The sequence below is a fragment of the Pantoea sp. SoEX genome (genome assembly GCF_009829945.1).
Classification (GTDB): Bacteria; Pseudomonadota; Gammaproteobacteria; order Enterobacterales; family Enterobacteriaceae; genus Pantoea_C.
Genome location: NZ_SZZT01000004.1, coordinates 60,424 through 84,349 on the forward strand (window position 1 = coordinate 60,424; position 23,926 = coordinate 84,349).

General features: G+C 25.6%; 17 protein-coding genes and 1 tRNA gene. 4 read left to right on the forward strand and 14 right to left on the reverse strand.

All coding sequences use genetic code 11. The annotated features are described in order from the left end of the window. Positions 1-256: 256 nt before the first annotated feature. The 10 genes from rlmB to orn all read right to left on the reverse strand — a co-directional run bounded on the left by rlmB (position 257) and on the right by orn (position 13,018). Positions 257-1,009 (reverse strand): 23S rRNA (guanosine(2251)-2'-O)-methyltransferase RlmB, encoded by a 753-nt coding sequence (gene rlmB / locus FD726_RS02845; protein WP_159990084.1) that lies wholly within the window; start codon positions 1,007-1,009, stop codon positions 257-259. 62 nt (positions 1,010-1,071) lie between these two features. After that, on the reverse strand, positions 1,072-3,321 hold the full coding sequence (gene rnr / locus FD726_RS02850) for a ribonuclease R (RefSeq protein WP_159990085.1): 2,250 nt from the start codon (positions 3,319-3,321) through the stop codon (positions 1,072-1,074). A 412-nt stretch (positions 3,322-3,733) separates the two neighbouring features. Next, positions 3,734-5,035: an adenylosuccinate synthase gene (locus FD726_RS02855; RefSeq protein ID WP_159990086.1), complete on the reverse strand. Its 1,302-nt coding sequence runs from the start codon at positions 5,033-5,035 to the stop codon at positions 3,734-3,736. Between the two features lie 161 nt (positions 5,036-5,196). Further along, on the reverse strand, positions 5,197-6,156 hold the full coding sequence (gene hflC, locus FD726_RS02860) for a protease modulator HflC (RefSeq protein ID WP_159990087.1): 960 nt from the start codon (positions 6,154-6,156) through the stop codon (positions 5,197-5,199). 3 nt (positions 6,157-6,159) lie between these two features. Next, positions 6,160-7,365 carry an FtsH protease activity modulator HflK gene (hflK, locus tag FD726_RS02865; protein ID WP_159990088.1) on the reverse strand — a complete coding sequence of 402 codons (1,206 nt, stop codon included), beginning with the start codon at positions 7,363-7,365 and terminating at the stop codon, positions 6,160-6,162. 243 nt (positions 7,366-7,608) lie between these two features. Continuing rightward, a complete protein-coding gene (miaA, locus tag FD726_RS02870) occupies positions 7,609-8,550 on the reverse strand; it encodes a tRNA (adenosine(37)-N6)-dimethylallyltransferase MiaA (protein ID WP_159990089.1) in 942 nt (313 codons plus the stop codon). Next, positions 8,528-10,297 (reverse strand): DNA mismatch repair endonuclease MutL, encoded by a 1,770-nt coding sequence (gene mutL, locus FD726_RS02875; protein WP_159990090.1) that lies wholly within the window; start codon positions 10,295-10,297, stop codon positions 8,528-8,530. Before mutL ends, miaA begins: the two co-directional genes overlap by 23 nt. A 256-nt stretch (positions 10,298-10,553) precedes the next feature. Beyond that, a complete protein-coding gene (nnr, locus tag FD726_RS02880) occupies positions 10,554-12,113 on the reverse strand; it encodes a bifunctional ADP-dependent NAD(P)H-hydrate dehydratase/NAD(P)H-hydrate epimerase (RefSeq protein WP_159990091.1) in 1,560 nt (519 codons plus the stop codon). 212 nt (positions 12,114-12,325) lie between these two features. Continuing rightward, positions 12,326-12,401: transfer RNA gene (locus FD726_RS02885), tRNA-Gly, on the reverse strand. 71 nt (positions 12,402-12,472) lie between these two features. Continuing rightward, positions 12,473-13,018 (reverse strand): oligoribonuclease, encoded by a 546-nt coding sequence (gene orn, locus FD726_RS02890; protein ID WP_159990092.1) that lies wholly within the window; start codon positions 13,016-13,018, stop codon positions 12,473-12,475. Between the two features lie 1,101 nt (positions 13,019-14,119). Here orn and mscM point away from each other — a divergent pair. Then, positions 14,120-17,431: a miniconductance mechanosensitive channel MscM gene (gene mscM, locus FD726_RS02895; protein WP_159990093.1), complete on the forward strand. Its 3,312-nt coding sequence runs from the start codon at positions 14,120-14,122 to the stop codon at positions 17,429-17,431. An 11-nt stretch (positions 17,432-17,442) separates the two neighbouring features. Here the strand turns inward: mscM and mdh are convergent, their stop codons facing one another. The 4 genes from mdh to mreB all read right to left on the reverse strand — a co-directional run bounded on the left by mdh (position 17,443) and on the right by mreB (position 21,033). After that, positions 17,443-18,396 (reverse strand): malate dehydrogenase, encoded by a 954-nt coding sequence (gene mdh / locus FD726_RS02900; protein WP_159990094.1) that lies wholly within the window; start codon positions 18,394-18,396, stop codon positions 17,443-17,445. A 122-nt stretch (positions 18,397-18,518) separates the two neighbouring features. Then, positions 18,519-18,992 (reverse strand): rod shape-determining protein MreD, encoded by a 474-nt coding sequence (mreD, locus tag FD726_RS02905; protein ID WP_236260983.1) that lies wholly within the window; start codon positions 18,990-18,992, stop codon positions 18,519-18,521. A 77-nt stretch (positions 18,993-19,069) separates the two neighbouring features. Continuing rightward, a complete protein-coding gene (gene mreC / locus FD726_RS02910; RefSeq protein ID WP_255454563.1) occupies positions 19,070-19,948 on the reverse strand; it encodes a rod shape-determining protein MreC in 879 nt (292 codons plus the stop codon). A 41-nt stretch (positions 19,949-19,989) separates the two neighbouring features. Next, positions 19,990-21,033 carry a rod shape-determining protein MreB gene (gene mreB, locus FD726_RS02915; protein WP_159990096.1) on the reverse strand — a complete coding sequence of 348 codons (1,044 nt, stop codon included), beginning with the start codon at positions 21,031-21,033 and terminating at the stop codon, positions 19,990-19,992. Between the two features lie 617 nt (positions 21,034-21,650). On the opposite strand from mreB, the gene aroQ reads away from it, so the two are divergent. From aroQ to accC, 3 genes are all read left to right on the forward strand, one after another. Further along, on the forward strand, positions 21,651-22,103 hold the full coding sequence (gene aroQ, locus FD726_RS02920; RefSeq protein WP_159990103.1) for a type II 3-dehydroquinate dehydratase: 453 nt from the start codon (positions 21,651-21,653) through the stop codon (positions 22,101-22,103). A 31-nt stretch (positions 22,104-22,134) separates the two neighbouring features. After that, positions 22,135-22,599 (forward strand): acetyl-CoA carboxylase biotin carboxyl carrier protein, encoded by a 465-nt coding sequence (gene accB / locus FD726_RS02925; protein ID WP_159990097.1) that lies wholly within the window; start codon positions 22,135-22,137, stop codon positions 22,597-22,599. Between the two features lie 8 nt (positions 22,600-22,607). Then, on the forward strand, positions 22,608-23,926 hold a 1,319-nt coding region (accC, locus tag FD726_RS02930; RefSeq protein ID WP_159990098.1), incomplete at its 3' end, for an acetyl-CoA carboxylase biotin carboxylase subunit.

The following is a 23,926-nucleotide window of genomic DNA, read 5'->3' on the forward strand; positions in this document are numbered from 1 at the left end:
ATGTAAATTAGTACTAAATAACTCCTAATAAATTAAATATTTTTATTAAGTATTTTTTAATTAAATAAATAAAAAATTATATCAATAATTTTTTAAATAGTAAAACTATAATAGTTAAAAATGTAATATAAAAATTTTCTATTAATAAATAATCTAAAATATTATTTTTAATAAAATTAGGTAAAATTATAAGTAATGATTTGATTATTATATAAATATACAGAAAATGAGCAAATTAAATACTTTAACTGTTAAATCAATTATTATGTTGTAAAAATTTTTCTTGTCGCATAATTTCAAATAGACATATGCCAGTTGCAACTGAAACATTCAAAGATGGTACTATTCCATACATTGGAATACTTATTAATTCATCACAATACTTACTTGTTAAATAACGTATTCCAGTACTTTCTGAACCCATGACTAAAGCTAGCGGAAGAGTTAATTGTTTTTGATATAAATTGATTGTTGATTTATTTGAAGTTCCTACTATTAGAATATCTTGTTTTTTTAATAAACATAAAGTTCTAGCTATATTAGTAACTTTTATTAATGGTAAGTTTGTTGTAGCACCACTAGATATTTTTTGTACAGTTGCGTTTATTGAAGCTGAACGATTTTTGGGTACTATTATTGCATTCACTCCAGCTGCATCAGCAGTACGTATACAAGCACCTAGATTATGAGGATCGGTAATACAGTCTAAAACTAATAATAGTGGCTTTTTTATATTGTAGATAATATTCTCAAGAAATTTTTCAGAATGTTGATTAACAGATTTAACTACAGCTATTATACCTTGATGGTTATCACCTTTGTTTACTTTACTTTCAATGAATTTACGGTTGACTAAATGAATTTTAACACCTTTTTGTTTAAGTAAGCAATATAATACATTTAAACGATGATTATCTGTATCTTTGAGAATAAAAACTTCCAGTAAATTTTGTGCGTTAATATTTTGTATAGCTTGCACAGTATGTATTCCAAAAACAATATTATTCATAATATTTATTTGATATAAAATTTATAGTATTTAAAAACTAATCTAGTATAATTGTTTTTCCTTTAGTTTAATATACTAGTATTTTCTATGTTTTTATTTTGTATTGTTATTTTTTTATTGAGTATTTTTTTACTAGAAATTAGTATAAAATCTATTCTTCTTTCTTTCATATTTACAGAGGAAATATAAACTTTTACTTCATCACCTAAACGGTATATATCACCGCTAGATTCACCTATAAGACGCTGAGATATTGCATCAAATTTATAGTAATCCTTTTTTAGAGTTGAAATATGTATTAATCCTTCAATAAAAAATTCGTTTAGACGAACAAATAAACCAAAGTTTGTTACACTAAAAATAATACCGTCAAATATTTCACCTATCTTTTTTTTCATGAAATAACATTTTAACCAATCAGCAACTTCACGAACAGCTTCATCAGCACGACGTTCATTTATTGAACATTGATAACCTAGTTTTATCATTTCTTTATTACTATAATGATAATCTCCATTATTGATAAATAAATCATTTGTTTTTCTTTTTTCTTTATATAATAAATATTTAATAATTCTATGTAATATAAGATCTGGATAACGACGAATAGGGGAAGTAAAATGAGTATATGAATTCAATGCCAAACCAAAATGACCTCTGTTTTTAGGATCATAAGTTGCTTGTTTCATAGAACGCAATATCATAATTTGTAACATTTCAGCATCTGGTCTTGTAGAAATTTTCATTAATAATAACGAGTAATCAATTGGTTTAATTTTTCTGCCTCTAGAGAATATAATACCTAATTCATTTAATACAACATTAAAGTTTTTAATACTATCATCACTAGGACCATCATGATCGCGAAACAAAGTAGGTTCCTTACTTTTTTCAACAAAACTAGCAGAAGCAAAATTAGCTAAAATCATACATTCTTCTATAATTTTATGTACTTCATTACGAAAAATTCGTTTGATTTGATCAATGTTATTTTCAGAATTAAATATAAATTTTATTTCTGAAGTTTCAAAAGAAATTCCACCTCTATCCTGACGAGCTCTTTCTAAAATTTTATATAGTTTGTAAAGTTTTTCAAGAACATTTTTAATCATAGAAGATCTATTATATAAATTATCTTGCTTTTTTAAGATATTCCAAGCCTCATCATAAGTTAAACGGGCATGTGAATTCATTACTGCTTCGTAATGTTTAAAATCAATTAATTTACCTGCAGAAGATATATTCATTTCACATACCATACACAAACAATCAACTTTTGGATTAAGAGAACATAACTCATTAGAAAGAATTTCAGGTAGCATTGGTATTACTTGTGATGGAAAATATATTGAAGTACCACGCAAACATGCTTCTTTATCTAAAGGAGTGCCAGGACGAACATAATAGCTAACATCAGCAATTGCTACCCATAAACGCCAACCATCATATGTTTCTTCACAATAAACTGCATCATCAAAATCTTGTGCACCTTCATCATCGATAGTAATTAAAGGTAATTTTCGTAAATCAATTCGACCTATTATATCCTTTTCTGATACATGACATGCTAAATTATTAATTTGTAATTTCGCTTCTGATGACCATTTATAAGGAATTTCATGGCTTCTTATTGCCATGTTAATAGCAATATTAGTACTCATATTTTCACCTAGTATTTCAACTATTGTACCAATAGCTTTATCATTAATAGTTGGTCGCTTTAATAAGCGTACTAATACTATAGAATTTTCACCAGCTTTTAAATTTAAATTTAATGGTATTATTATATCAAAGTTTAACCTGCTATCTTCTGGTATAACAAAACTACCATTTAACTTATTTATATAATAACGACCAATAATTTTTTTATTTCGTGATTTCTTAATTTTAATAACACGTGCTTCTTTACGGCCTTTACGGTCAGTATTAATTATTTGTGCAACTACAAAATCTCCATGCATACAAAGTTTCATTTGTTCAGTTGACAAATAAAAATCATCTTTTTGACCTTCCACACGTAAAAAACCATATCCATCACGATGACCAATTACTTTGCCTTGTATTAAAAAATTTTTTGTTAAGATATAATATTTATTTTTTGTAAATAACAATTGACCATCATGTTTCATTGATCGAAGGCGACGACGTAATCCCTCTATTGTATTTAGATCTTGTAGACACATTTTTTTACTTAATTCTTTAAAACTTATTGGTTTTTTTTGTTTCTTAATAAATTTTATTATAAATTCACAACTAGGAATATAATTTTTGTATGTTTTAGTTGATATATCTTGAGAACAATATTTTGGCATAATATTTCCTACAAAATTACTTGATATTCAATATCATCAAGGATTAATTACAAATTAATGATATTTTAATTGATTAAAACATATAAATACTTTATTTAAAATAACATAATGTTTTAATTACTAGAATTTTAATTCCATTGAATTAAAATCATAGTATTAAGTATTTAAATAATATGTTATATATTCAAATTATTGTAGGTTAATGATATTTTATTTATTTTATATTTATTGCTAAATTATAAAATATAAATTTTATATAAAAATATTGATCAAAACAAATACAATATCTCTTAACTATTTATGATATGCCAATTCAATGGTTAACAAGGGAATAATTTTTATAAATTATTTTAAATATATTTAATTTTAATAATATATTAAAATTAAATAATATAAAATATTATTTTTTAATTTATTTTAAATTAAAAGGGTTTTCTATTATTATGGTATCATTTCTATCAGGACCAGTTGAAATAATATGAATAGGTACCCCGAGTAATTCCTCTATACGATTTACATATTCACGAGCTTTTTTAGGCAATTTATCTATTGTATTAATACCACATGTTGTTTCATTCCATCCAGGTAATATTTCATATATTGGTTTAGCTTTTTGCCAATTTTCAATGGTTAATGGTGTATTAAATAATTTACTACCATCTGGCATTATATAAGCTATACAAATTTTTATTTTATCTAATTGATCTAATATATCTAATTTTGTTAGACACAGTGCTGAAATTGAATTTATTTGTATAGATCTGCGTAATAATACTAAATCTAACCATCCGGTACGACGCTGACGACCAGTAGTAGAACCGAATTCTTTGCCTTTTTGGCATAAAAAATCCCCAGTTTTATCAAATAATTCGGTAGGAAAAGGTCCTGCACCTACTCTGGTAGAATAAGATTTCATAATACCCATTATATAATCTATATGAGAATAACCAATTCCTGCTCCTGTAAAAACTCCTCCTATTGTAGTATTAGAAGAAGTAACATAAGGATATGTTCCATGATCTATATCTAACATTGCACCTTGTGCACCTTCAAATATAACTAAATCACCCTGTTTATAAGCATTATGTAAAATTTCTGGTACGTCTACTATCATGTTGCTCAAAGAATCAGCAATAAACATTGTTTTACTCAATATTTCATTATAGTTTACTGAATCTGATTTAAAGTAGTGTATTAATTGAAAATTGTAATAATCTACTAGTTCTTTTAATTTATTTGCAAAATTAACTTGATCAAATAAATCTCCTAAACGTAACCCTCTTCGTGATACTTTATCTTCATATGCAGGTCCTATACCTCTACCAGTAGTACCAATGGCTGTAATTCCTTTATGCTTTTCTCTTGCTAAATCCATATGTATATGATATTGCAGAATAAGAGGACAAGATATAGATAATAATAAACGTTTACGTACTGGAATATTACGATCTTCTAGTGATTTTATTTCTGTTATTAAAGCATCAAGAGAAAGTACTACACCATTTCCAATAATACTAGTTACATTGTTTCTTAGAATACCAGAAGGAATTAAGTGAAGAACAGTTTTTTTACCATTATTTATAAGTGTATGTCCAGCGTTATGTCCACCTTGATATCTTACTACATAATTTACTCTTTCAGTAAGTAAATCAACTACCTTTCCTTTCCCTTCATCACCCCATTGGGTGCCTATTATTACTACATTTTTAGCCATTGATCAAAATTACCTCTTAATTAAAATAAAATTTTTATTTTTAATATATTTATAATAAACAATCAATCTACAAAATTAATTTTCGTATATTAATTGAATCAAATTCATATAATATATTAATATTTTGATTAAAATTATCAGTTATTTAAGTAGAAATAATTTTAATTCATATTAACGAAAGGTTTTTTCATATATTTAAAAAATTCACTATCTAGATTGAATATTATTAAATCTTTGTTTTTATCAAAAATATTTTTATAAGCATTTAAACTCTTTATGAATACATAAAATTCTATGTCATTTTTAAATGTATCATTAAATATTTTTGCTACTTGAAATTCTGTATCTCCATAAATAATTGATGCTTGTTTTTTTGCTTCATCTATAATAAGACTTGCTTGATATTTAGCTTGTTTTTGTATTTTCTTTGCTTCTTCCTTACCTTTCCAAATCTCATTTTGTGCTAAGGATGAGCGCTCATAACGAATTTTATTTAGTAAGCAAGTAAGTTCATTATTTGCAAAATTGATGTTATTAATTTGTATATCAATAATTTTAATGCCTAATATTTCCATAATATTAGTATTTGACATTAATTTATTGTTTTTATTTTGATTATAAAAAATTGATGTTTGAATTTTATTTTTATTTAAATTATTTAATGATTTATAAATATCTTTTGATAAATTAACATTTAAATCGTTTATAATATCTTTTATATGTAATTTTGCTATTTTTATATGTAAAATTTCATTAGATATTTGATCTAACATAGTTTCTATTTTTGAATAGTTACCTTCTGTAGATATATAATAATTTTTAAAATTACTAATACGCCACTTAATATAATAATCAATAAAAATTTCTTTGTTTTCCTTAGAAAGAAAATGATTTGATTGTATGTTTAATGTACGAATACGATTATCTAAAACTTGGATAAAATCAATAAACGGAATTTTAAAGTGTAAACCTGGTTCTAATAATATAGGATTATTATTTTTTTTATCTGTTAAAATTCTATTGAAACGTATTAAAATAGCATTGTTTCCTTCATGTATTATAGTAAAAGATAATTGAAACATTATTAAAGTTATTAATATTAAAGTTATTTGTTTCTGCATGAATTATTCTCTCTTTTCACGCTTAATATCGCTTCTTATAGTGTTTGCTTTACGTTGATCCATGATATTATTATTTTTTGTATTTAAAATTTTATTTTGATCGTTGATATTATTATTGGAATCTATTTTTAGTTTATTTTTAATAGGTTTTGTTTGTTCTATCAGCATTGAATTTTTTTTGTATGATGAATCAGTAGGTATTAGCATAATACTATTTTTATCAGTATCTACTAATATTTTTCTAGAATTATTCAGAATGTTTTGTATAGCTTCAATATATAAAAATTCTCTTGTTATTTTCGGATAAGATTTGTATTGAGGTAGTATCTTTGCAAATCTTTTTGCTTCTCCTTCTGCATTTAATATTCTATGTTTTTGATATACATGAGCTTCTTCAAGAATATCATTAGATTGATTTTTAGCAATAATTTGCATTCTATCAAAATAATTTTTTGCTTTAAGTATAGATTTTTCTTTATTCTTTTTTGCTTGCATTACATCATTAAATACTGATTGTAATTCTTCAGGAGGCTGTAATTTTTGAATATCCACTCCTATGATATTAACACCCATTCTGTAAGGACCTATCACTGCATCAATTTGATGTTTCGTATTATCACAAATAACATCATTTCTTTTTGTTAAAATATCTTCTATTTTTGTTCTACCTATAATAGTGCGTAATGAACTTTTAGTTGCTTGCAACAAGCTATCTTCAGCATTTATTACTGAATACAAATAATACTTTGGGTTAACTACTGTATAACGTAAAGTAATTTCAGCATATACTAAATTCTCATCAGCAGTTAACATAACACCTGAGCTGCTTAATTCACGTACTGTTTTGGTATTGATAATTTTTACTTCATCTATGAAATTAAACTTCCAATTTAATCCTGGTTCAGCTAAATAATTGAATTTACCAAAACGGGTTAATACACCATATTCTGATTCTTGAATAGTGTAAAAACCACTTAATATCCAAATAGATAACAAACTTACTGAAATTGTAATAATGAACTTATTAGAAAAAAAATTGGATTTTCTTTTATTATTTGGTTTATTGTCATATTTTATGAATTTTTTAATTAATTTTTTAATTATATATCCTAAATTATATTGTTTTTTCTTAATATTATTATTGCTATTTTCATGACTATCCCTTGGATTTTGATTTTCCTTATTATTTCCGCTGTGATTCGAATACATTTCCTCCACTCCACTATAATTATATTTATTTTATTAAATAATTTTCATCATAGCTAATCACTTTAATCTAATTTAAAACATTTAAATCATAAAATATTATGAATTATTTTTTTATTTATAATTTCTATATATTATTAGAAATAAATATATTACTATAAGCAATAGCTTTATAATAGTTATATTTAATAATATTTAACTACATAAATAATTATTGATGTACTTACCTGAAAAGTAAATATCAACTTAATTAAGCTTATTATTAAATGTTTTTAATATTTTATTTGCAGATAATTGAATGTCATCACTATCTAAATAATAAAGATTATTCCATTTACGCATCCAAGTAATTTGACGTTTAGCTAACTGTTTGGTAGCATAAACTGCTTCATAAACCATATCTTCATATTTAATATCACCATTTATATAAGACCACATTTGACGATAACCAACACACCTTACAGAAGGCATATTTATATGTAAATCACCTCTTTCGAATAAAGCTCTAGATTCATCTTCAAATCCTACTGCTAACATATTTTTAAAACGTAATTCAATACGTTTATGTAGTAACTCTCGATTATAAGGCATAATGCCAAATTGGTATAAATCATATTGTAAAGGTTTTCTAGATATTTTTTTTATTTCTGTAAAAGTTTTCCCAGAAATATAATAAATTTCTAAAGCACGCTGAATTCTTTGTAAATCATTAGGATGAATAATATTTGCAGATTCTGGATCAATTTTACATAGTTCATCATGTAAAAAATGTTTGCCTTTTTCGTATGCTATTTGATCTATTTTATACCGAATATTAAAATCAGCAGATGGCAAATTTGATAGTCCTTCAATTAATGCTTTGAAGTAAAACATAGTTCCACCAACCAGACAAGGAATTCGACCATTTTTTACTATCTTATTCATTATTTTTAATGCATCTTGTCTAAATTCTGAGGCAGAATAACGTTCAGCTGGATCTTTTATATCTAATAAATGATGAGGTGTTAATAATAATTCTTCTTGAGATGGTTTTCCTGTTCCTATATTCATTTGCCGATATATCAAAGCTGAATCTACACTGATTATATCTATTGGTAACATTTTGTGTAATTTAATAGCTAATCTTGTTTTTCCTGAAGCTGTAGGTCCTAACAATAAAATAGCTTTAGGTGTTTTTAATTTGGTCATTGTTTAAACATTTTATTATATTATTAATATCGATATATTGTATCAAATTTGATGGAGGGGTAATAAATAAATTAGGACAAAAATATTCAATTTCTGCTAATAAAATATTTACTTTTAAAACGTTCCAGGATATAAACTTATTATCTTCATAATAATGTTCTAACCAATTAATTAGTTGCTTTAAAGAATTTTTCTTCTGCTGATTTAAGTAATCTAATATTGCATATATTAAAGCTGTTAAATTATATTCATGAAAAGTTGAAGGTATGGAATATAAAGTTAAATGATTTTTTTCTATTTGGAAATAAATTCCTGTCTGTTTTATTAATTTATTGTTATTTTTTAAAATGTTATAGTATATTTCGTCAATCTTGATTTTTAATGGAAATAACAAAGGACGAGTTTTGAAATAAATTCTACTATGGTTTAATTGCGATTGCTTTAGATAACGTAGAGAAGTGTTTATTGACATTAACATTAATTTTTGATCTTTTTTTAATAATGCATATGCATTGTGTATTACAGCTAATAATTTTCCAAAATATTTTGAGTAAATAATTGGTGATCTATAAGAAGAAATATGATTATTATAAAATTCTGTCATATCATGGGTTGTTAAATTAGATATATCATTTTTATAAAACCAATCTGGCAAAGAAAAACAATTATTACTTTGTGATTTAACATAATCTGTTTCTAATTTAATTTTATTTTCTTTGTAGCACAGCTCTTTAGAGGTTTTTTTGATATTATTATAATCTAATATATTATTAATACTCTTAATGATAAAATCATATATCAATTTTGGTTCATGAAAACGAATTTCTTTCTTTGAAGGATGAATATTAATATCAATTTGGCAAGGATCAATTTCTAAATAAATTATATAAGCTGGCTGTTCGCTATTTTGAAACACAGAATGAAATGCTTTCCTAACAGCATTATTAATTAATTTATTTTTTACTATTCTTTTATTAACATATGAATATTGTATTTTAATGTCTATTTTACAAATATTTGTATCTGCAATCCAACCATAAATAAATAAATTATCATTTTGATATTTAATACATAAACTCTGCTGGATAAAATTAGAACCACAAATAAATTTCAGTCTTCTTTTAATTTCAGTTTCAGTGACTGCCAATGGTTGATAATATATCAAATTTTCATCATTACTTAATGATAAAGTAATATCAAAACGAGATAATAATATTTGATTTAAGAGACTATATATGTGGTTAAATTCAGTTTTCTCATTTTTCATACATTTACGACGAACAGGGGTATTATAAAACAGATCAAACACTTTAACTGTAGTACCAACTGGATGTGTTGTAGGTATTGGTTTACTATTTATTTTATTTCCTTCTGTATAAATTTGCCAAGCTTGATTTTGTTCTGTAGTTTTTGAAATTAATGTTAATCGTGAAATAGAACTAATACTTGTTAGAGCTTCTCCTCGAAAACCTAAACTTGCTAGTGATTCTAAATCTTCTTTAGATTTTATTTTGCTAGTGGCATGTTTTTTCAGAGCTAAAAATAGTTCATCTTTAATAATTCCACATCCATTATCTTGAATTTGAATTAATTTCATTCCACCTTGTTTAACATGAATATTTATGTTATTAGCACCTGCATCAATGCTATTTTCTATAAGTTCTTTAACAACTGAAGCAGGACGATCAATTACTTCTCCGGCTGAAATTTGATTTATTAAATAAAGAGGCAAGAGTTTAATCGACAATATTTATTATCCTTTGAAATTAAAACTATATAAATTAAATAATTACATAAATTATATTTTAGTACATTATATATTTATAAAAAATTAAATATTAATTATATTATATATAAAACAAGAATTATATTTGAATTTATTAACCCACATTATAGACATTTATTTATAATCTACAGTAATTTGATATAAACCTATTTACTTTAAATTATTATTACTCGATGTATCAATAAATACTATTTAGTTAATAAAAAATATACAATTTTTAATTAATTTTTTGCTTATATAGTGTTTTCATTTTATTACGTTTATTTTTCATATCAGGATTAATAAATTTCCAAAGAATCTTAAATAAATCTGTTGCTAATAAACCTCTTTTGCCAAAATTATTTGTTAATTCATCTGCTGCCGCACCGTGCACTACACAACCAGTACAAGCAGCATTAAACAAAGTGAATCCTTGACCTGCTAAAGAAGCTATAATTCCACTTAATACATCACCCATTCCACCAGATCCCATACCCGCATTACCAACGTCTGCAATTGCTATATTGCCTTTTTCATCGGCAATTATAGTGCCTGCACCTTTTAATACTATGACACCTCCATATTTATTTACTAAATTTTTTGCAGCATATAAACGATCGTTTTCAATTTCATTAATATTTGAATTTAATAACACACTTGCTTCACCTGGATGAGGTGTTATTATTCGATTGTTTTTTTTATTATTAATAGTAGCTAAAAAGCCTAGTGCATCGGCATCCCAAAGCATAGGTTTGTTACTAATAGATATTTTTCTTAAGATATCTATTGCTAAATCTTTGTTTCCTAAACCTGGTCCAATAACAATTACGTCTGCCCAAGATAGAGATTTTTTTAATACAGAATCTTTTGTAATATCATCAATCATAATCTCAGGACGAGCAGTAATTATAGGAAGAATATTAGCTTGATAAGTTAATAATTTTACTAATCCACTACCTGTTCTAAGTGCAGCTTCTGATGTCATAAAAATTGCACCTACCATACCCATATCACCACCAATTATTAATAATCTACCATTATCACCTTTATGTGAAGTTGGTTTACGTGGTTTGAACCAATATGACAAAAAACTAGAATCATAACGCAATATAGGGGGTTTTTTTTGTAATAAAAAAGATTTCAATCCTAAATCAACATAGTACAGTTTTCCAATATAATCTCTAGCTCTTCCGGTAATTTGTCCAGGTTTCAGAGCAATGAAACTTAAAGTATGTGAAGCAAAAATAGCCATTCCTGGTACATTACCATTAGATGCAAATAAGCCAGAAGGGATATCAACAGATAAAATAGGAGCATAATGTTTATTAGCTTTTTCAATCAGTATGGAATAAATTTTATTTGGAATACGGTTAATACCAGTACCCAAAAGAGCATCAATAATTATATCCACTTTATCAGGCCAAATTTGATTTGGACCAACAATTTTCCCATCTATTGATAACCAAGCATTATAGGCAAATTGAGTTTCTTTAGAAGATATTTGCTCATTTACTGAAACTAAAGTTACTTTTTTTCCGGATATTTTGGCTATGCGTGCTGCTATATATCCATCACCACCATTATTACCTTTACCGCATAAAAATAACCAATGTTTTGCATCAGGCCAATTGAAAGAAATATGTTTATAAATTTCATTTCCAGCTCTTAACATAAGTTCATATAAGGTAATACCGAGATAATTTACACCATCACGTTCTAATTTATTTAATAAATGTACAGGCCAAATGGAATGTGGCAGATAGTTTGTTTGATTTTTTATAATTTTTTTTTTAGTCAATGCTTAAATCTCCAAATATTATTAATATATAATTTGATTATTTTAATAATACTATATTGAGATAAAATTTATATTTTAAGGAATGTTTCATTAATTATACATATAACTAAAGTAACAATTTATGTATATCATAATTATGAATTAACAATAAAGAACAAGAAAAGGTATGAAATTGTAATATTGAAAATAACATTAATATTATTTTTTAGATATGGAGCGGGAAACGAGATTCGAACTCGCGACCCCGACCTTGGCAAGGTCGTGCTCTACCTACTGAGCTATTCCCGCAAAAATTTTTGTCAAATCACTATCTATAACAGATAAAAATATTTTGTAACTTTAGGTTATTACTTTTATTTTTATAGAGTTAATAAATATTTTCTATAATAAGCTAATTCTGCTACAGAATCCAGTATATCATTTAATGCAATATGTGAACAAGTTTTTTTTATGTTATGTACAATTTCTGGTTTCCAACGAATAGCTAATTCTTTCAATGTACTGACATCGATACAACGATAATGAAAATAATATTCTAATGTAGTCATATATTTAAAGAGGAAACGACGATCTTGTCCTATACTATTACCACACATAGGTGATTTTTTTTCTGGAACCCATTGTTTTAAAAATTCTAATGTTAATTTTTCAGCATCTCTTTCTTTAATTTTACTTTTTTTTACTCTATTCAATAAGCCATTATATGTATGAATTTGTAAATTCCAATTATTCATTTTTTGAATTTGTTCATCATTTTGATATATTGCTATTACTGGTCCTTTTGCTAGAATATTCAAATTTGTGTCAGTTACTACAGTAGCAATTTCAATAATACGGTCTTTTTCTGGATCTAACCCAGTCATTTCCATATCAATCCAAATTAAATTATGTTCTGAAATAGCCATAAATCCTAAATCCTAATATGAATTATAAGTAAGTATATTTATGTGCATATTAAAATATTTTAATTATTTATTAATAATATATTATATTTTACACTAATTATACTTGATAAATTAAAAATTTTTATTTATTAAATAATTATATAATATATACATTTCTTTAATATTTATTAAAGAATAATTATTAAAATGAAATTCATATGCTATAATTAAGAATAACTGTTGGATATATTATTTTTAGCTTTAGTATTACAAGGTATTAAAGTATTAGAGGTAATAATTGCTAATAGTAACTTTAGCTTGTCTACGAAATTAATAGTCAATATATTTTTTTGGTTTTATAAAAAAATATATCTAAATTTCATAAAGCATAATGTTAATAAATATTTTACTTTCAATATTTTTTTTGTGCAGATTTTAGAAGATAATTTATGTTCAATAAATCTTGATCTAAATATAATCACTATACTAGCTGACGACAAAAATCAGATTTAATTATATTTATAAGGTAACAATTTTATTTCAAGATAAAGATTATTATACTATAAAAGACGCATTACTGGCTGGTGACTCAATTATGTCTGCACAGTTTTTAAATAATAAATTCGTTACTATTTATCTAACTACAAATAATTACTATCGTATTAATATTTTCTATAACTGTGTGTTGCGTTCAATAATATTTTTATTAAGTAAATTCAATAACCATATGTTAGTATACCTAATTTATTTGTTCGTAATAAAATAATAATTTTTTATTTTAATAATTATATTGGACCATTAATGAAAATTATGATAGGTGTTATTATTTTATGAAGTATTTAAACTGTATGGACAGAAACTATAAATGCTACGATGAGGTAGAATTATTAAAAGATGGTATTATTATGATATTAACACTAAAAATGTAGTAAAATTAATAAAAGATCAAGAAATAGAAATTTTTAAATTAGATTCAACGGTGATTAATTTATTTACTCCAAGTCAAATAAAACTTATTACTGAATTAGAATATATAAGAAATGTTATTCTAGCGTAAATCAGTTACAGCTAAAATACCTCTATTTTATAAAAAAACATCCAACAAATTAATTAATATCACTTATGCGTGTAATAATTTTTGTATTTCTATCATTATGGATTAATGAATCAACTTTTGCTATTAATGTTGCTGATTTTTACCAATTAAAGACGCAAATAGCAGAAAAAACAAAATTTACTAATAATCAATTAAAAAAATCTGACGAAAGATCTTTATTTTTTCAAAAGAATAAAGATTTTCTTTCTAGCAAAAATCAACATATTAAAAATATAAAAAAATATAAAAAAACTATTAATCTTTTTCCAAGATTAAATATTGAAATGAAACAACAAATTGATAATTTACAAAATATTAATAAATTAAATAGAGATAAACAATATTACAATGATATAAATCAAGAAATTCTTCAAACAATTTTACAATTAATAGAAGAAGGACGTCAGTTCCAAAAAGAAAATGAAAACATTGTTGAAATTAGCAATTCACTATCAAAATTACCTAGAAAAATAACTGATATAAGGCAATCTATATACACAAGCAAGAATATAGAAAAAGATGAAGTTGTAATAGTTGATAACATTCAAAGAAATAACAAAAAATTTATACATCAAGAAGAACTTGAAAATAAAGAATTATATGCTGATGAATTAGAATTAGAACAACTATCAGCAAATAATAGACAAGAATTAGCACGTTTACGTTCTAAGATTCATCATATTAAATTTATTTGTTTAAATAAACATCTTCATAATTTACGAGAAAAATTAAAGAATCAATATCAAGTAAAATCATCAAAAGAAATGAAAGAAATTACAAAATATAATCCATTTATAAATTATATTCATATAAATCAAGATTTTTCTGTTGCTCTATCTAATCAAATTAAATTAATGGATCAAATAAATTATAAACAACAGTTAATTTATGAACAAATAAATAAAACTAAATATTTAATTTCAATGTTTAATGAAAAATCTAGTGGATTGAATTATTCAGTTTTGTTAAGTGAGACACTAAGATTACGTTTAGCACAGTTACCTGAAATGCCACAATTAAAAAAAATTGAACAAGATATAGCTAAAACCCGTTTACAACGTTTGCATTATGAATATTTGATGGAAAATAAAGAAAAGGTAATTGAACAAGAAAAAAGAAATTTTTTAAATATATTCCCTAACAATAATTACAGTAAAATATCCAAAAAAGAACTATTTATAAAATATGAGTTAGTTAATTTATTAATTTCTGGGTGTGATAATTTAATTATTGAAAATACTAAATTAAAAATAGCAACGATACAATTACAAGATGCTTTAAAAAAAGTAAAAAAATTATCTCAAGAACGTCTTTTTTGGATTGCTGATACAAATCCTATAAGTTATAAAAATATAACAGATATTTCACATAATATAAATTATCTATTATCTTTAGGTATTTTACATCACCTTAAAGAAGGAATAATGGAAACCATTTTTGATCTTAAAAAAATGTTGCCCATTATAGGTGCATTTTTATTAGTAATTTTAAGTGTTATTTTCCGTAGTAAATACAATAATTTTTTAGAACATTCGGCTGCTAAAGTTGGAAAAGTAACACAAGATAGGTTTCGATTAACTATTCGTGCCGTTATACTATCAATTCTAATGTCTTCTGCACTTCCATTACTATGGATGCAGATAGGATATACTTTACAAAATACATCTTATCCCATTGTGATTGCTTTAGGTGATGGAATAGCAAAAACCGCACCTATAATAGCAACGTTTATAGTTATAAATGTATTTTCTAGACCAAATGGGTTATTTATAATGCATTTTAGATGGTCTCAAATTTTAGTAAAAAGAGGAAATACTAACTATTTTATAACATTATGTTTCATTTTACCTATTATTATTTTACTGACAGTTATAGATAATTTAGAGGAATATAATTTATATTCATCTCTGGGTCGTATATGTTTTATCCTTATATGCATTGGTATTAGTCTTGGTAGTATTAGTTTAAAAAAATCACAAATTCCACTTTATATCAATAAGAGTGGTAAAAGTAATAATTTTATAAATAATACAATATGGAATATTATCATTTTAATTCCAATTATTGCTGCAATTGCTTCTGCATTAGGTTACCTATCTGCTTCTAAAGCTATTTTATTACATATAGCAATATCTAATATAATTTGGTTCATTATTTTAATAGTATACCATATTATTCGTCGTTGGATGCTTATTCAACATCGTAGATTGAGCTTTGATCGTGCTAAACAGAAGCGTGCTGAAATACTTGCTCTTAGAGCAAGAAGTGAAGAAGAAAAAGAGTTAAGCATGCAAAATGCTGATTCTATAGAAATTGAAGAACCCGTGGTTAATTTAGACGTAATTAGTGCACAATCATTAAAACTTGTCAGATGGATTTTAACTTTACTTGCATTAGTGTTATTAATATTTTCTTGGTCAGACATACATTTGGCTCTTGGTTTTTTCGATAACATTTTATTATGGAATACAAACACTTCAACTCAAGATAATGCAAACTATCATCCAATTACATTAGGTGCATTGTTAGTTGCTGTTCTTACCTTTATAATTACATTGCAATTAGTTCGTAATATGCCAGCTTTAATGGAATTAGTAGTACTACAACACTTAAACTTAAGACCAGGAACTAATTACACTATTTCTACACTAACCAAGTATGTTACCATCATATTTGGTGGTTTATTTGGTTTTTCTGTTATTGGAATAGAATGGTCTAAATTACAATGGTTAGTGGCTGCTTTAAGTGTAGGATTAGGTTTTGGTTTACAAGAAATTTTTGCTAATTGCATATCTGGATTAATTATTCTATTTGAAAGACCTATACGCATTGGAGATACTGTTACTATACGTGATTTAACTGGTAGTGTTACTAGAATTAATACACGTGCTACTACTATTACTGATTGGGATCGTAAAGAGATAATAGTACCAAATAAAGCATTTATAACTGAACAATTTGTCAATTGGTCATTATCAGATTCGGTTACACGTGTTGTTTTAACAATTCCAACAATTAACAATAATAATTGTGATAAAGTAACAAAAATTTTAAAACATACTGCTGAATGTTGCAGTTACGTACTAAAAAATCCTTCTCCCGAAGTTTTTTTAGTAGATTTACAGCAAGGTATAATGCTTTTTGAATTGCGAGTATATGTGGCTGAAATGGGACATCGTATGCCATTGCGTCATGAAATGAATCAATTAATTGTAGAAAAATTCGCACAAAATAATATAGTGATACCGTTACCTTCATTCCAAATGCGAGTAGAATCTCTAAAAGGAAAATATTTTCAAAATAAAACTTTTGATAATAAATTATTTAAATTTTATTAACTAAACTTATATTATTTATTATTAAAAAATTCTTTGACAAATATTTCCCCAAGCAAAATATCTTGATTAATGTAATTTATTATGTTTTCTAATTTTTTTTGCTCAAATTTACTCAACGGACCTATTTTTTTATATTCTTTAATTCCATATTTTCCAACTATAAAAGGTTGAGTGAAGAATTTAGCATATTTACAATCACCTTCAACATATGCATATTCTAAAATATTATCTTCTCCTTTAAGAGCACTTAATAGTGATAAGCAAAAACATGTAGCTGCATAACCCATTGATAAAGTTGCTGAACCACTACCAGCTTTAGCATAAACAACTTCACTACCTGCTTGTTGAACACGTTTAGTGATTGCAATTATTTCTTGTTCATTAAAATCAACATTTATGACTTGAGATAATAGAGGTAAAATAGTTTTATTTGAATGTCCCCCTATTACTGGGACATTGATACAATTTAATTTTTTTTCTTTCATTTCACTCACAAATATTTTTGCACGCATAATATCAAGTGAAGTTATACCAAATAATCTATCTCTAGAATATGAGCTATAATGTTTTAATACTTCTGCAGCAATTACTACAGTAGTATTTATAGGATTAGTAATAATTCCTATTAAAGCATTAGGTGATGTTAAAGCTATTTGTTTAGTTAAATTAAGAATAATATTGGCGTTAATTTTGAATAAATCTTCACGTTCCATACCTGGTTTACGAGGTATTCCTGCTGCTATTATTACTATATCTGCATTTTTTAGTGCCGGAGATGGATTTTCTCCAACAAAACTTTTTACTTCTATATTAGTAGGAATATGATTAAGATCTAATGCTAGACCCGCCATGACAGGTTTAACGTCGTGTAAATATAGTTTTGATCCTTCTGGCAGATACAGTTTTAATAATAAAGAAAGAGTTTGTCCTATACTTCCAGCAGCACCTAGAATAGAAATTTTCATCCTTGACTCCTTAATTAATATAATATTCAATTTAAGAATTTTATTTGTTATTTTTTATCACATATTAATATAATTTTCTTAAGTTATAAATTGTAATAATTAGTATAATACTTAAGAAATACTTATTTATATTTTTTTGATAAAAATAAAAAAAATACAGGCCAAATAATTCCATTAACAATACTATTTAAAAATATTTTATTTCTAAATGATGCTCCAATTATAAAAAATTCAATAAAAAATATAGCTAAATTCATAAATAAAGATATAAAAATAACCATTAATATTTGCTGAAATAAATTCAAATTTCTAATTACTTGAAATTTAGATGTTATAAAAAAAGCAATAATACTAAATGTTATTGCACCAATGCCTAACTTAGATCCTGAAATAATATCCATTAATATACCTAGGAGAAAGCCACTAATTACATTAATTGAGTATGGTAAAGCTAATAACCAATAAATGAGCAATAGCAAAAACCAAGAAGGACGTAATAATATATAATTTGATGGCCAAGGCATTATTTGTAATAAAAAAATTATAATAAAAGACAAATAAATAAATTTATTGTTGCAAAAACAATATTTGTTCAAGTTACAGACCTTTATTTATGTAATATGAAACAACTAATAAAATAAATCTGCTATTATTTTTTATTTATTTCATTTGGTTATAATTTTGTTTGGTATATATCTCCATTATTTGATTCACTAGAATTATTTGTTCTACATAATAACAATAAATAATCTAAATTCCTAAAGTTAGTCACTGGATGTAACTGAATATAAGCCCTAAGTACTCTATTATCTATTTTAATTGAAGACACTGTCCCAACTGGATAACCTTCTGGAAAATAATTATCGAAATTAGATGTAACCATAATATCACCAACATGAATATTCTGATTAATATCAATATCATTTTTTATTAAATATTGTAATTGAAATTCTTTATCACATCCTTTTCCTATAGCCATTGCATGTACGTTATTACGCAAAGATTTAACAGCAATGCCACTAGATGAATCACAGGATAATAACACTCGACTAGTATTGTTGTTTACAGAAATTACTTTTCCTACAATACCTTTATCTGCAATAACAGGTTGGTTTTTATATACACCATCTATGTTACCTTTATTTATAATTACTTGATCAGAATATGGAATAGAAGTTGTAAATATAACTCTACTAAGCATTACATGTTTTTCATTATGTAAAACAGCAGCACCCAATAATTTACGTAAATATTCATTTTCTTTTTTATATTTATTTAATAAAAGAACCGCACTATTTTTTAAGTATAATTCATATCTTAATTTTTTATTTTCTTCTTGAAGAAGGCTATTTGAAGAAAAATTTTTCAATGTGTCTTTTAAAATTTGGGATGGTTTACTAACAAAAGAACAAAAGGTACCTATAGACGTGTCTAAATAACTACGAATTTTAGTGAATAGACCTATCTTACAATCCACAACAATAAGTATAATACTCAAAAATATCGCTAGAAAAAAACGTAATTTCAAGAAAAAAGACCTTGTGCAATTCATATTTTTATGATACTAAATCCAGAAAAAATAATTAAATTTTTTCACTCTTCGCTAAATAGATCACCACCGTACATGTCTATCATTTCTAATGCTTTACCTCCACCTCTTGCCACACATGTCAAAGGATCATCAGCAATAATAACTGGAATACCAGTTTCTTCTATAAGTAACCGTTCTAGATTACGTAATAAAGCACCTCCACCAGTTAATATCATACCTCGTTCAGAAATATCTGAAGCTAATTCAGGAGGACATTGTTCTAACGCAACCATAACAGAACTAACAATACCAGTTAAAGGTTCTTGTAAAGCTTCAAGAATTTCATTAGAATTTAATGTGAAGCTGCGTGGTACACCCTCAGCTAAATTACGTCCTCTAACTTCAATGTCATGAACTTCATCACAGGGATAAGCTGAACCGATTTCATGTTTTATTCTTTCTGCTGTTGCTTCACCTATTAATGATCCATAATTCCGCCGTACATAATTGATGATAGCTTCATCAAATCTATCACCACCAATACGAACTGAAGAGGAATAAACAACTCCATTTAAAGATATTACTGCTACCTCAGTAGTACCACCACCTATGTCTACAACCATAGATCCTGCTGCTTCAGAAACTGGAAGACCAGCGCCAATAGCAGCAGCCATCGGCTCTTCTATTAAAAAAACCTCTCGTGCACCTGCACCTTGTGCAGATTCTCTAATAGCACGTCTTTCAACTTGCGTTGCTCCTACAGGAACACACACTAAAACACGAGGACTTGGACGCATGAAACTATTACTATGTACTTGTTTAATAAAGTGCTGAAGCATTTTTTCTGTTACAAAAAAATCAGCTATAACACCATCTTTCATTGGACGTATAGCTGCAATATTACCTGGAGTTCTGCCAAGCATTTGCTTAGCATCGTATCCTACGGCTGCAACACTTTTTGGAGAACCAGTTCGGTCCTGTCTAATAGCAACTACAGAAGGTTCATTCAATACAATACCTTGACCTTTAACATAAATTAAAGTATTTGCAGTTCCTAGATCAATAGATAGATCATTAGAAAACATACCTCGAAATTTTTTAAACATACTTTTAATAACAAATCCCATAAAATAATAGAAAAAATATGGTATATAGCTACTAATTAATTAAAGAAAATACATTCAATTAATAGTCTTTTATTAATATAAAAATAAGCTAGTTCTTGATATCAAGATTATTGAAATAATTTTGATATCAATTATTTAGAATAAAATATATATTTAATATATACAAATTAATTAACCCAAAATATTTTACTAATTATAAAATATATTTATTACATAAATAATGAAATATTAAAATAAAGGATAAATATCTTATCTAAAATTTAAGCTTACTACTTAAAATTAAATTATACAAGTTTATCTGTCTAAATTAATTAAATCAGTTAATATTATTGATTAAAATTATATTAATTTTTTAAAAATGAATATTTATAAATTGTTTATCAATTATTCATGTAACTTTTTCTAACATTTTATAATATTAGAAATATTTTTATATTAAAATATATGTAGTTATGTAAATACAATAATTCATTATTTTGGTAAAATGCTATATTATTTTACCATAAAAATACAACTATAATTTATTCTAAATAATAAATATTATCATAATAATTATGACTAAATATATTAAATAGTTAAGGGAGAAAATGAACAATATGAAATATAAATTTCATATTTTATTTTTAAATGGACCGAATTTGAATATGCTGGGAATCAGAGAAACAGAAAAATATGGTTGTAAAAGTCTAAAAAATATTTTAGATGATTTAACGAAATATGCTAATAATTTAAACATAAAATTAAGTCATTTACAGTCTAATGCTGAATTTAAACTAATAGATCGCATTCATGAATCTTATGGAACTGTAGATTATATTATTATTAATCCTGCAGCATTTGCTCATACTAGCATAGCACTAAGAGATGCCTTATTATCAGTAAGCATTCCCTTTATTGAAATACATATTTCTAATGTATACTCCCGTGAGTCATTTCGACAAAATTCTTATCTCGCTAATATATCAGAAGGACTAATGTGTGGATTTGGGCCTGAAAGTTATCTATGGGCTTTAAAAATAGCAATACAAAAACTTTCTAAAATTAACTGATCAATAAGATATAAGATATGGAAAATTCTAAATGGATATTCGTAAAATAAAAAAATTAATAGAATTAATAGAAAAACATAATATTTCTAAACTAAAAATATCAGAACAAACAGAATCTATTACCATTAATCGACTTTTCAAAGATAATAATTTTGCAAAAAACCAACAACAATTTTCTATTTCACCTAAATCAATGCTTACTCAAAATATAGCTAAATCCAAAAAATCAGATAATCAAGAAATATTAAATAAAGATAGTCATTATATTATACGATCTCCTATGGTAGGTATTTTCTATCGCACTCCTAATCCTGAAGCGAAAGCTTTTATCGAAATAGGTCAAAAAATTAATATAGGAGATACTCTTTGTATTGTAGAAGCAATGAAAATGATGAATCAAATTCAAGCTGATACATCTGGCATAGTAAAATCAATTTTAGTAGAAAACGGTCAACCAGTTGAATTTAATGAACCTCTAATCATTATTGAGTATTAGGACGCAATATGCTAGATAAAATAGTTATAGCTAACCGTGGTGAAATTGCATTACGTATTTTACGAGCTTGTAAAGAATTAGGTATTAAAACTGTAGCTGTCCATTCTGATATAGATAGAGATCTTAAACATGTATTGTTAGCAGATGAAACTGTTTGTATTGGACCAGCACAGCTAGTTAAAAGTTATCTTAATATACCAGCTATAATTTCAGCTGCTGAAATTACTGGAGCTACAGCAATTCATCCTGGTTATGGATTTCTTTCGGAAAATGCTGATTTTGCAGAACAAGTAGAACGGTCTGGTTTTATATTTATAGGACCTAAAGCAGAAACTATTCGTTTGATGGGAGATAAAATATCTGCGATTAATAAGATGAAAAAATTTGGTATTCCCTGTATACCAGGATCTGATGGACCTTTAAGCAATGAAATACAAAAAAATTATAAAATTGCAAATAGAATAGGTTATCCTGTAATTATTAAGGCTTCTGGAGGAGGTGGCGGATGTGGCATGCATATTGTCTATAAAGAAAAAGATTTAGAAAAATACATTAATATTACAAAAATAGAAGCAAAATCTATTTTCAATAACGATGTTGTATATATGGAAAAATATATAGATAATCCTCGTCATATTGAAATTCAAGTAATTGCAGACGGCAAAGGTAATTCTGTCTATTTAGGTGAAAGAGATTGTTCTATACAACGTAGACATCAAAAATTACTAGAAGAATCACCAGCATTAAATATTTCACCAGAACTTAAAAAATATATAGGAGAACTTTGTTCTAAAACATTTGTTGAAATCGGATATAAAGGAGTAGGTACTTTTGAATTTCTCTATAAAAAAGGAAAATTTTATTTTATAGAAATCAATACTCGTATTCAAGTAGAACATACTTTAACAGAAATGATTACTGATATTGATTTAATTAAAGGGCAAATAAGGATTGCCGATAATGAAAAATTATGGATAAAACAAAAAGACGTTGTTTTCCGTGGACATGCTATTGAATGTCGTATAAATGCCGAAGATGCAAATACATTTATTCCAAGTGCTGGAAAAATAAATCGTTTTCATGCACCAGGTGGTTTTGGAATAAGATGGGAATCACATATTTATACAGGATATAATATTTCACCGTATTATGATTCAATGATAGGTAAGTTAATAACACATGGAGAAAATAGAAATGAAGCATTAGGTCGCATGAAAAATGCTCTATCAGAATTGATAATAGATGGTATAAAAACAAATATAGATCTACATATCAAAATTATTAGTGATAAAGCATTTCAAAATGGTACTAATAACATTTGTTATCT

What these genes read in the sequence shown, in the direction of transcription:
- rlmB (WP_159990084.1), bottom strand. Translation starts at nt 1,009, where the DNA reads ATGAATAATATTGTTTTTGGAATACATACTGTGCAAGCTATACAAAAT.
- rnr (WP_159990085.1), bottom strand. Translation starts at nt 3,321, where the DNA reads ATGCCAAAATATTGTTCTCAAGATATATCAACTAAAACATACAAAAAT.
- FD726_RS02855 (WP_159990086.1), bottom strand. Translation starts at nt 5,035, where the DNA reads ATGGCTAAAAATGTAGTAATAATAGGCACCCAATGGGGTGATGAAGGG.
- hflC (WP_159990087.1), bottom strand. Translation starts at nt 6,156, where the DNA reads ATGCAGAAACAAATAACTTTAATATTAATAACTTTAATAATGTTTCAA.
- hflK (WP_159990088.1), bottom strand. Translation starts at nt 7,365, where the DNA reads ATGTATTCGAATCACAGCGGAAATAATAAGGAAAATCAAAATCCAAGG.
- miaA (WP_159990089.1), bottom strand. Translation starts at nt 8,550, where the DNA reads ATGACCAAATTAAAAACACCTAAAGCTATTTTATTGTTAGGACCTACA.
- orn (WP_159990092.1), bottom strand. Translation starts at nt 13,018, where the DNA reads ATGGCTATTTCAGAACATAATTTAATTTGGATTGATATGGAAATGACT.
- mscM (WP_159990093.1), top strand. Translation starts at nt 14,120, where the DNA reads ATGCGTGTAATAATTTTTGTATTTCTATCATTATGGATTAATGAATCA.
- mdh (WP_159990094.1), bottom strand. Translation starts at nt 18,396, where the DNA reads ATGAAAATTTCTATTCTAGGTGCTGCTGGAAGTATAGGACAAACTCTT.
- mreC (WP_255454563.1), bottom strand. Translation starts at nt 19,948, where the DNA reads ATGAATTGCACAAGGTCTTTTTTCTTGAAATTACGTTTTTTTCTAGCG.
- mreB (WP_159990096.1), bottom strand. Translation starts at nt 21,033, where the DNA reads ATGTTTAAAAAATTTCGAGGTATGTTTTCTAATGATCTATCTATTGAT.
- aroQ (WP_159990103.1), top strand. Translation starts at nt 21,651, where the DNA reads ATGAAATATAAATTTCATATTTTATTTTTAAATGGACCGAATTTGAAT.
- accB (WP_159990097.1), top strand. Translation starts at nt 22,135, where the DNA reads ATGGATATTCGTAAAATAAAAAAATTAATAGAATTAATAGAAAAACAT.